Origin of the sequence: Cytobacillus firmus (assembly GCF_023715565.1) — a bacterium.
Taxonomy (GTDB): domain Bacteria; phylum Bacillota; class Bacilli; order Bacillales; family Cytobacillaceae; genus Cytobacillus; species Cytobacillus firmus_C.
Genome location: NZ_JAMBOJ010000037.1, coordinates 35,551 through 46,063, shown reverse-complemented (window position 1 = coordinate 46,063; position 10,513 = coordinate 35,551). Strand labels below are relative to the sequence as shown.

Annotated in this window: 9 protein-coding genes and 1 other annotated feature; of the genes, 7 read left to right on the top strand and 2 right to left on the bottom strand. The window is 38.9% G+C overall.

The genetic code is table 11. The features are described 5' to 3' along the window. Nucleotides 1-147 precede the first annotated feature (147 nt). Nucleotides 148-1,137: a tryptophan--tRNA ligase gene (trpS, locus tag M3205_RS15605; RefSeq protein WP_251170772.1), complete on the bottom strand. Its 990-nt coding sequence runs from the start codon at nt 1,135-1,137 to the stop codon at nt 148-150. Between the two features lie 112 nt (nt 1,138-1,249). Next, nucleotides 1,250-1,469, bottom strand: a binding site (T-box leader). A 612-nt stretch (nt 1,470-2,081) separates the two neighbouring features. Between trpS and M3205_RS15600 the strand changes: the two genes are divergently transcribed. The 6 genes from M3205_RS15600 (at nt 2,082) to M3205_RS15575 (ending at nt 9,238) form a co-directional block, all read left to right on the top strand. Beyond that, nucleotides 2,082-3,728: a peptide ABC transporter substrate-binding protein gene (locus M3205_RS15600; RefSeq protein ID WP_251170771.1), complete on the top strand. Its 1,647-nt coding sequence runs from the start codon at nt 2,082-2,084 to the stop codon at nt 3,726-3,728. Between the two features lie 95 nt (nt 3,729-3,823). Beyond that, entirely contained in the window at nt 3,824-4,759 is a 936-nt protein-coding gene (locus M3205_RS15595; protein WP_251170770.1) for an ABC transporter permease, read from the top strand. After that, on the top strand, nt 4,759-5,676 hold the full coding sequence (locus tag M3205_RS15590) for an ABC transporter permease (protein WP_396105858.1): 918 nt from the start codon (nt 4,759-4,761) through the stop codon (nt 5,674-5,676). The genes M3205_RS15595 and M3205_RS15590 overlap by 1 nt, the downstream gene beginning before the upstream one ends. An 11-nt stretch (nt 5,677-5,687) precedes the next feature. Continuing rightward, entirely contained in the window at nt 5,688-6,755 is a 1,068-nt protein-coding gene (locus M3205_RS15585; protein WP_251170768.1) for an ABC transporter ATP-binding protein, read from the top strand. Between the two features lie 2 nt (nt 6,756-6,757). Next, entirely contained in the window at nt 6,758-7,693 is a 936-nt protein-coding gene (locus tag M3205_RS15580) for an ABC transporter ATP-binding protein (protein ID WP_251170767.1), read from the top strand. 372 nt (nt 7,694-8,065) lie between these two features. After that, a complete protein-coding gene (locus tag M3205_RS15575; protein ID WP_285886442.1) occupies nt 8,066-9,238 on the top strand; it encodes a putative glycoside hydrolase in 1,173 nt (390 codons plus the stop codon). Nucleotides 9,239-9,351: 113 nt separating this feature from the next. Here M3205_RS15575 and M3205_RS15570 read toward each other — a convergent pair whose 3' ends face one another. Next, nucleotides 9,352-9,540 carry a hypothetical protein gene (locus M3205_RS15570; RefSeq protein ID WP_251170765.1) on the bottom strand — a complete coding sequence of 63 codons (189 nt, stop codon included), beginning with the start codon at nt 9,538-9,540 and terminating at the stop codon, nt 9,352-9,354. Nucleotides 9,541-9,779: 239 nt separating this feature from the next. Here M3205_RS15570 and M3205_RS15565 point away from each other — a divergent pair, with 239 nt between their 5' ends. After that, nucleotides 9,780-10,355: a GNAT family N-acetyltransferase gene (locus tag M3205_RS15565; RefSeq protein ID WP_251170764.1), complete on the top strand. Its 576-nt coding sequence runs from the start codon at nt 9,780-9,782 to the stop codon at nt 10,353-10,355. Nucleotides 10,356-10,513 lie beyond the last annotated feature (158 nt).

Genomic DNA, 10,513 nt, shown 5'->3' with positions numbered 1-10,513 from the left:
CCAGAAATGGCCTAGAAGATGACCTCGGAGAGGTCTATCATCATCTGAAAATGCTTCAAAGCCAATAAAATTCAAAAAAGAGGTCCGGAATGAGACTATTCCGAACCCCTTTTGTCTACAAACTGAAAAACAGCCAAAGGCTGTTTTTTATTTTCTCTTTCGGCCAAGTCCCATGGCGCTTTCCATTTTTTTAATCATTTTGTATGCGACTCTATTAGCTTTTTCTGCTCCTTGATCAAGTACAAGATCAAGCTCTTCTGATTCCATTAATGCATAATATTTATCCTGAATAGGTTTAAGTGTTCCAATTACAATCTCAGAAAGGCCTGCTTTAAATTCACCGTAGCCTTTGCCTTCATATTCTCCTTCGATTTCTGCAACAGCTTTTCCTGAAAGGATTGAGTAAATGGAAAGGAGGTTGGATACTCCTGGTTTGTTTTCTTTATCATACTTAACAATGCCTTCAGAATCTGTTACGGCACTTTTTATTTTCTTTTCAATTTGTTTAGGGTCATCTAATAATGAAACAAAGGACTTTTTATTGGGATCAGATTTGCTCATTTTCTTTAATGGATCCTGAAGTGACATTACCCTTGCGCCTTCTTTGGCGATTCTTACATTTGGAACAGTGAAGATGTCGTTGTACTTCTTATTGAATCTCTCGGCAAGATCCCGGGTTAATTCCAGGTGCTGTTTTTGATCTTCTCCAACTGGTACCAGGTCAGTATTATATAGAAGAATATCTGCAGCCATCAATGGGGGATAGGTCAGCAGTCCTGCAGATACGGCATCTTTACCTTCGGATTTGTCTTTGAACTGGGTCATGCGCTCGAGCTCACCGATGTAAGAAACACATTGCATCATCCAGCCTGCCTGTGCATGGGCTGGAACTTCAGATTGGATGAACAGAATGGATTTCTCAGGGTCGATTCCAACAGCCAAATAGAGGGCAGCAAGACTTCGAATGTTCTTCCTTAATTCCAGTCTGTCCTGAGGAACAGTTATGGCATGCTGATCAACAATGCAAAAATAGCAGTTGTAGTCATTCTGCAATTCAACAAATTGTTTCATGGCACCAATGTAATTGCCAAGAGTAATTGTGCCGCTCGGCTGAATGCCGGAAAATATAGTTTTCATGTTTTTCCTCCTTTAATCGGCTTAAAAGATCATGAATTGCCAGGCGTGAGAGTACACTTTTTTTTCATGTAATCATAAAAAGGACATAAAAAAGAACCATTCATCCCTATAAAATAGGGACGAATGGTCCGCGTTGCCACCCTAATTACTCAAAAACTGAGTCACTCTGCCCTATGCAGAAAAACACATAGGTCCCCCGATAACGCAGGGAAGCGCCTGAACAATCAGAGGCTCAAAAGTCCATTCGATTTACCGGGCTGCCTGTTTGCACCATCCACAGACTCTCTGCTGAACCCTGGGTAAATGTACTACTCTTTTTTCATTGCCGACAGATAATTTAATTTTATCGTATTATACTATAAGGTAAACCATTCGGATACAAAAATCAAGCTTAGAATAAGAAATTAAGGGCATATGTATCTTTCATATCAAGCGCTTATTTTACCAGTATATGGATGGAATTTACTAGTGAAATAACAAAATATCTTTGAAAAGAAAAATTTTTTATTATCTCGAAAATCTTAATTTATAAGACTTTTTGACAAAAAATGTCGTACTTCAAGGAATTGCATGTACAAAAAGCCTCTTGCAATAAGTTTTTAAACTATTTATAATAAACGTAACAAACATAATCTTTACGAATTTGTTACATTTAAAACAAAACTATATCACTCCAGATTGCGAGAATATGGTACATATTGAGTAAGTTTATAGCTTACATATTATAGATTACCCGATTTAATCTGAATTATCAGAATATAAGGATAATCTATCTTTAAGAGAATATAAACTTGCTTTTTTTGTTGCCTTTTAAATAGTCTGCAAATTTTTTAAATTTAATTAACAGACTATTTAAGTAATACATCTGGAGCGCACAGTTGTGTTTTCTATGAAAGGCAAATGGTAAAGAGGTTGTTTGAGGAAATTAATAGGGGGTTAATACCGTGAACAAAAGATTATCGATCTTTTTTAGCATGTTGCTTGTGCTAAGTATGTTCCTTGCTGCGTGCAGCGGCGGCGGAGACAATGCGGATGGCGACAAAAAAGGCGGAGATGACGGCGGAAAGTCTGATGTGCCGCAAGAGCTAAGAGTAAATATCAACACTGAACCACCATCTTTAAATCCAGGATTAGCAGAGGATGCTACATCTGGGACTGTTCTTCGTCAAATCCTTGAAGGATTAACTCGTATTGGTCAAGATGGAGAGCCTGAAAATGCAATGGCTGAAGATGTAGATATGTCTGATGACCAAAAGACTTACACTTTTAAAATTCGTGATGCAAAGTGGTCAAATGGCGACCCTGTAACTGCTAATGACTTTGTATATGCTTGGAAATGGGCGCTTGATCCAGCGAACAACTCAACATATGCATACCAGCTTTACTACATTGAAGGTGCTGAAGCGGCCAATAATGGCGAAGGCTCACTTGATGATGTAGGAGTTAAAGCTTTAGATGACAAAACTCTTGAAGTTAAGCTTGTAAACCCAACTCCATATTTCTTGGAATTGACAGCTTTCTATACTTACTTACCGGTTAACAGCAAAGTTGCAGAAGCTAATCCAGAATGGGCAACTGATGCTGGTGAAAACTATACAACTAACGGACCTTTCCATTTAACAGAATGGTCACACAGCGATAAGATCGTCCTTGAAAAGAGCGAAACTTATTGGGATGCTGAATCAGTTAAGCTTGACAGCATCGAAATGATCATGATTAACGATCCGAACACTGAATTATCAATGTTTGACAATGGTGAATTAGATTGGGCTGGAGCTCCGACTGGTGCCCTTCCAACTGACGCTATGCAGGCACTTAAAGATGAAGGCCGCCTGACGACACAGCCAATCGCTGGTATCTATAACTATAAGTTCAATACAACTGTTGAACCATTCAACAACGTTAATATCCGTAAAGCATTTGCACATGCTATCAATCGTCAGGAAATCATTGATAACATCCTTCAGGGTGAACAGCTTCCTGCGATGGCAATCGTTCCTCCGACAATGTTTGAAGAGAACGAAAAAGGCTATTTCCCTGATAATGATGTAGAAAAAGCAAAAGAATTTTTACAAAAAGGTTTAGATGAGCTTGGATACAAAGATGCTTCTGAGCTTCCAGCTGTAACACTATCTTACAACACTTCCGAAGCACATCAGAAGATTGCACAGGCAGTTCAAGATATGTGGAAGCAAAATCTTGGAGTCGAAGTAAATCTTGATAATGCTGAGTGGAACGTCTATCTTGATAAAATCAATACAATGGATTACCAAGTTGGCCGTCTAGGCTGGTTAGGTGACTTTAATGATGCTATGAACTTCCTTGAAATGTATCGTGACGCCGATGGCGGAAACAACAGTACTGGATGGGAAAGCAAAGAGTTCCAAGACCTTCTTGCGAAATCTTCAACTGAAACAGATGCTGATGCTCGCCAGCAATTATTAAAGGATGCAGAAGCAATCTTCATGGAAGATATGCCGGTTGCACCAATTTATTTCTACACTAATAACTGGGTACAGGCTGAAGGCTTAAAAGATGTTGTTGTTTCTGGCCTTGGCGATGTTCAGTACAAGTGGGCACACTTTGAATAAAAAATAGTGATTAAGACGAAAGGTATATGGGATTCCTTGTCCCATATACCTTCGTTTCTGATTAAGGCATTGTAATAAAATGGAGGTGTTTGACAATGGCGAAATATATTGGAAAACGTTTGCTCTACATGATCCTGTCACTATGGATGATTGTAACAGCAACATTTTTCTTTATGCGCATTGCACCCGGAAACCCTTTTGCATCTGAGAAAAAACTTCCTCCCGAAATTGAAGCTAACCTGAATGCTCATTTTGGCTTAGACAAGCCTTGGTATGCACAATATTGGGAATATCTTGTTCGTATTGTAAATTGGGATTTCGGTCCGTCTTTTAAATATAAAAGCCAGACTGTTAACGACTTAATCAATGAAGGTTTCCCTGTTTCATTTCTTCTTGGGATGGAAGCCATCTTTATCGCCGTTGCCATAGGAGTTATTTTAGGTATTGTTGCAGCATTAAAACACAATAGATGGCCGGATTACACAGCTATGATTGTAGCTGTATTAGGCATCTCTGTACCTTCTTTTATCATGGCTTCATTCCTGCAATATTTCCTGGCAATAAAAATGGGTATTTTTCCTGTAGCACGTTGGGAATCTTTCATGCACAGCGTCTTGCCAGCTGTTGCCTTGGCTTCAACACCAATGGCATTTATCGCGAGGTTAACCCGTTCAAGCATGCTTGAAGTTCTTGCAAATGATTATATTAAGACTGCTAAATCAAAAGGTTTAAGCAGAGGAGTAATTACAGTAAAACATACAATTCGTAATGCCCTTTTACCAGTAGTAACATATATGGGGCCATTAACTGCAGGTATATTAACTGGAAGCTTCGTAATTGAAAGAATTTTTGGGATTCCTGGACTTGGTGCACACTTTGTAACAAGTATCAACAATCGTGACTATACGGTAATTATGGGTGTAACCGTTTTCTACAGTATTCTGTTGCTTGTATCTATTCTCCTTGTTGACATTGCATACGGAATCATCGACCCACGCATCAAACTTGCCGGCGGGAAGAAAGGAGAGTAATTATGCAGATTTCGAAAGATAAGTTTAAGGTAGTCGGGACACAGCTCGGCGAAGCTGAGAGAATTTCAAAACCAAGCCTTTCATTTTGGAAAGATGTATTTATCCGATTTCGAAAAAACAAGCTTGCCCTGTTTGGATTAGTATTATTAGGACTGCTGATCTTCATGGCAATCTTTGGACCATATATGACACCATATGATTATGCATCAAATGATCTTGGAAATAAAAATCAGCCACCTTCATCAGAACACTGGTTTGGCACAGATGATCTTGGCCGTGATATGTTTGCCCGTACTTGGGAAGGTGCAAGAATTTCTATTTTCATTGGAGTTGCTGCAGCAGTAATTGATTTAATTATTGGTGTATTTTGGGGCGGTATTGCCGGTTATAAAGGCGGACGCACTGATGAAGGTATGATGCGCTTTGCAGATATTTTATATGGTGTACCTTACCTATTATTAGTAATCTTGTTAATGGTTGTACTTGGCCAGGGCTTGTCGACTATGATTATTGCCATGTCTATAACTGGATGGATCAATATGTCGCGTATCGTCCGTGGACAGGTATTGTCTCTTAAAAATCAGGAATATGTACTGGCTGCCAAAACGCTTGGTGCCAATACAAGCAGGATAATGAGCAAACACTTAATTCCAAATTCAATGGGACCTATATTGGTCACAATGACACTTACAATCCCTTCTGCCATTTTTACAGAAGCATTCCTAAGCTTTATTGGTCTGGGATTAACACCGCCGATTGCGAGCTGGGGAACGATGGCCAATGATGGACTTGCAGCTATGCGTTACTACCCATGGCGCTTATTCTTCCCTGCAATATTTATCTGCTTAACGATCTTTGCATTTAACGTTGTTGGCGACGGTTTGCGTGATGCTCTAGATCCTAGAATGCGTAAATAAGGAGTGAGAACATGGAAAAATTGCTTGAAGTAAAAAATTTAGAGGTCTCATTCCAAACATATGGAGGTACAGTAAAAGCAGTCCGAGGAGTCAGCTTTGACCTTCATAAAGGAGAGACGCTTGCGATTGTTGGCGAATCTGGGTCGGGTAAAAGTGTTACTTCCCAATCTATTATGAAGTTAATACCTATGCCGCCGGGCCGTATTACAGGCGGGCAGATCCTGTTGAGTGGTGACGACATCGTACCAAAAACAGAAAAACAAATGGAAAAGATCCGCGGTAAAGAAATCAGTATGATTTTCCAGGATCCAATGACCTCATTAAACCCAACAATGAGAGTTGGAACTCAGATAATGGAAGTGCTGATTAAACATCAGAATATGTCTAAAACTGACGCTAAAAATAGGGCAATTGAATTACTGAGACTTGTAGGTATTCCTATGCCTGAAAAAAGGGTAGATCAGTATCCTCATGAATTTTCAGGAGGGATGAGGCAGCGGGCGATGATTGCCATTGCTCTTGCAGCTAATCCAAAACTGCTTATCGCTGATGAGCCTACAACAGCACTTGACGTTACTATTCAGGCGCAAATCCTGGAGCTTATGAAAGATCTGCAAAACAAAATGGATACGTCCATTATTTTTATCACACATGATCTGGGTGTCGTTGCAAATGTTGCTGACAGAGTAGCAGTAATGTATGCCGGGCAGATTGTTGAAATGGGTACGGTAGATGAAATTTTCTATGACCCCCGTCATCCATATACATGGGGATTGCTTGCATCCATGCCAAGTCTAGAAAACGATGATAAAGCAGATTTAGCTGCAATTCCAGGAACACCACCGGATCTGACGAATCCTCCAAAAGGTGACGCATTTGCTGCCAGAAATAAATATGCTCTTGCTATTGATTTCGAAGAAGAGCCGCCGATGTTCCAAATCTCAGAAACACATTTTGCGAAAACATGGCTTCTTCACCCGGATGCTCCTAAGGTTGAGCCCCCGGAGGCAGTCAAAAAACGTATACGCCAATTATCCTCCACTTTTGAAAAGCCTGTAATAGTGAAGGAGGGAAAATAACAATGGCAGAAAAATTGCTTGAAATTAAAAACTTAAAACAGCATTTCAATGTTGGCCGTCCGAATATGGTAAAAGCAGTTGATGGGATTACTTTTGACATTTATAAGGGAGAGACCCTTGGGCTTGTTGGTGAGTCTGGCTGCGGTAAATCAACTACTGGACGAACTATCATCAGATTATATGATGCCACAGATGGGCAGGTTCTTTTTGAAGGTGAAGATGTTCACGGCAAAAAATCTGCAAAAGAACTGAAAAAGTTTAACCGAAAAATGCAAATGATCTTCCAGGATCCTTATGCTTCCTTAAACCCGCGTATGACGGTTGCTGATATTATTGCTGAAGGAATCGATATTCACGGATTGGTAAAAAGCAGAAAGGAACGTATGGAGAGGGTTTACGAACTTTTAGACACTGTTGGTCTTAACAAAGAACATGCTAACCGTTACCCTCATGAATTCTCTGGCGGACAACGACAGCGTATCGGGATTGCCCGCGCGCTTGCAGTTGACCCTGATTTTATTATTGCCGATGAGCCCATTTCTGCATTGGACGTTTCCATTCAAGCTCAGGTAGTAAACCTTATGAAAAAATTGCAGCGAGAAAAAGGATTAACATATCTGTTTATCGCACATGATTTATCAATGGTTAAATACATCAGTGACCGCATCGGAGTTATGTACTTCGGTAAACTGGTAGAACTTGCACCAGCTGAAGATTTATATAATAACCCTATGCACCCATATACTCAATCACTGTTGTCAGCTATTCCGCTTCCAGATCCAGAAACGGAACGGTCCCGCAGAAGAAAATCATATGATCCGGCAGTTCACAATTATGCTGATAATGAAAAGCTGGAAATGCGCGAGGTAACACCTGGTCATTTTGTTTATTGCTCTGAAAAAGAGTACAACGAATTAAAAGCTAAAAGTGGAAAATAACAAAAAACGATCTCGACTGAGATCGTTTTTTACATCCTGGAAAAGTAAACGTCGCTATAAAGGAATTACCAAGATGTAAATTGTCCAGTCAAACATAGAAAGAGTGGAATTCTCTTTAACACTTTTATTCACTAATGATCGCTTTTTTATATAATACATTATTTTCTGAAAATTTACTATGAGAATTTTCAATTATTTATATTTTTCCGTTATTTTGTTTATTTAAACATGTTTTATTAAATTGGTTTAAAGATTACTTTAAAAGATAATTTAGTATAAAGACAGTTTTAATTCTTTGAAAAAATGTAAAATTGGTAGCAGAAAAAGGGGGCATAACATGTGAATAAGTCATTAAAGTTAGCTGCTGCCTTAATGATAGTGTCAGCTTCATTTATGTCAGCTAACCCAAGTGAGGCAAAAGAGCAGGAAAATCAGGAAGCAGGGCAGAATCCCCAAAGGAAACATGTTTCACTTATGAAAATCCTCCCGGAAAAAGTAAGCCGTTTTCAATTTGATTCCGGCTATCATTTTCAATATCCAGATGCAGTAAGGGGAATTTATGTAACGGGCCACTCAGCAGGGGGAGGAAAATTTAATAAATTAGTGAATTTGATGGATGAAACTGATTTGAATGCGATGGTTATCGATTTTAAGGACGATTGGGGGAACCTGACGTATGTTCCAGAAAAAAAATCACCATATGCCGATATCGGCAAGCCTTACATAAATGATCCAAAAAAACTCTTGAAGACCATGGAAGAAAAGCAAATTTATCCGATTGCCCGGGTGGTCGTTTTCAAGGATTCTGTTCTGGCGAATAAAAAGCCGGAATGGTCATATAAAGAAGGGGAAACAGTTTGGAAGAATGGTCGAGGTGAGTCGTTTGTAAATCCATTTTTAAAAGAGGTTTGGGATTACAATATTGGAATTGCAATTGAAGCTGCAAAAATGGGGTACCAGGAGATTCAATTTGATTATGTCCGATTTCCTGAGGGCTTTGAACACCGTGCTAGCTCTTTAAAATACAGTATGGGTGAATACGAAAATCTTAAAATTGAAGATGTACAAAAGCGTGTAAGTGCGGTTACTGACTTTGTCGAATATGCCAGGAAACAGTTAGAGCCATATGGGGTAAAGGTCTCGGTCGATATCTTTGGCTACACGGCGACCCTTCCAGAGGCTCCGGGAATTGGCCAAAATTTCTCTAAGATTTCAGAACATGTGGATGTAATTTCTTCTATGATTTATCCAAGCCACTGGACCTCTTATTTCGGTATAGCCAAGCCGGACCTGGAACCTTATAAGCTGGTTTCTGAATATGCTAAGCTTGAGAATCGAAAATTGGGAGAGTTGGATAGTCCTCCTGTATCCAGACCATGGCTTCAGGACTTTACAGCCTCTTATTTAGGAGCCGGAAACTATAAGAAGTATGGAAGAGCGGAAGTTGAAGCCCAGATAAAGGCACTGAAGGAACAGGGAATTGATGAATTCCTTTTATGGAATGCAGGTAATTCGTATACACAAAATGTGGATTATACACCTTAATAGCAAAAAGAGGCCGATTATTTCGGCCACTTTTTGCTTTGTTTATCCATTAATTAAGTGACATATTATTTGACACAAATTTTGTATACGGTATCATAGTATAGAGGCATGGGCTACTGCTTTTTATGTCCGCCTACGTTTTTCCATCCAGTCTGCACTCTAGCGGATTGATCCACGAATTCGGATTTATTTTTACCGCCAAAAATCTTTTCTCCAATTCCATTAGTTAGTACACCTAACAAGGCAGTAAATCCAATTATAAGCAATGCAACAATCATTAAATCAGTTATGTAACCAACCATGATAAACCTCCATCTTTCTTTTCACAGTCTCCTGTGATTAGTTAGTGTTTAAACATCCCTAAACATATTTTATTCGAAATTTTCCAGTATTAAAAGGGGAAATTCCACAAATACTTAATCTGATTAGAAATAATATCGCCTAAGTAAGTGGAAAAGAAAGCTGGGAGCTTATCATGCTGGAATAAATATTCATGCTCATCAAACAATACTTTGTTTACGGGCAAAAAAGGAGAAGATCCATGCATTGGTATGAGAAATTGAATCAATATTTCCCGATTGAAGAAATGAAATCAAGAGAGCATATGGAAACCTTATTAAAGGAGCGGCCAGACATCTATCATAAAGATGAAGGTCCGCATCATGTACTTATGTATGTTGAACTGGATAACTTTGTGTTTATAGATTATCTATTTGTTTCAAAGGAATCCAGAGGGCAGGGACTTGGCCACAAATTACTTCAAAAGCTTAAAGCCAAAGGCAAACCGATCATATTGGAAGTGGAGCCGGTTGATTATGAAGACACGGATACTGAAAAGCGCCTCAAGTTCTATAAAAGAGAAGGGTTTGAGCACGCTCAATCAATCGGGTACAGCCGCCGGTCTCTTGCGACCAATGAAATCAATACAATGGAAATCCTATATTGGTCCCCTAAGAACGAAAGTGAAGAAATCATTTATGAAGCCATGAAAAAAACCTATGAAATGATTCACACTTATAAGGATTCGCATTTTTATGGAAAGTCATACCAGCCAGTAGATGAGGTACTGACTTATGAAGAAGATAAAAATGGAACGGATGTCTTAGAGGATTTATAAAGATTTGGAAAAGCACAGCCATTTTTGTAAATGGCTGTGTTTTCATTTTCATTAATTAATTGAGAAAATAATTGTAAGTATTTTGGTTTATTAAAAATTAACAGGGGTATATAAAGAATAATTTAGTATTGAGCTAAAAAGATTCATACATAAATTTT

What these genes read in the sequence shown, in the direction of transcription:
- M3205_RS15595 (WP_251170770.1), top strand. Translation starts at nt 3,824, where the DNA reads ATGGCGAAATATATTGGAAAACGTTTGCTCTACATGATCCTGTCACTA.
- M3205_RS15585 (WP_251170768.1), top strand. Translation starts at nt 5,688, where the DNA reads ATGGAAAAATTGCTTGAAGTAAAAAATTTAGAGGTCTCATTCCAAACA.
- M3205_RS15565 (WP_251170764.1), top strand. Translation starts at nt 9,780, where the DNA reads ATGCATTGGTATGAGAAATTGAATCAATATTTCCCGATTGAAGAAATG.
- trpS (WP_251170772.1), bottom strand. Translation starts at nt 1,137, where the DNA reads ATGAAAACTATATTTTCCGGCATTCAGCCGAGCGGCACAATTACTCTT.
- M3205_RS15580 (WP_251170767.1), top strand. Translation starts at nt 6,758, where the DNA reads ATGGCAGAAAAATTGCTTGAAATTAAAAACTTAAAACAGCATTTCAAT.
- M3205_RS15575 (WP_285886442.1), top strand. Translation starts at nt 8,066, where the DNA reads ATGATAGTGTCAGCTTCATTTATGTCAGCTAACCCAAGTGAGGCAAAA.
- M3205_RS15570 (WP_251170765.1), bottom strand. Translation starts at nt 9,540, where the DNA reads ATGGTTGGTTACATAACTGATTTAATGATTGTTGCATTGCTTATAATT.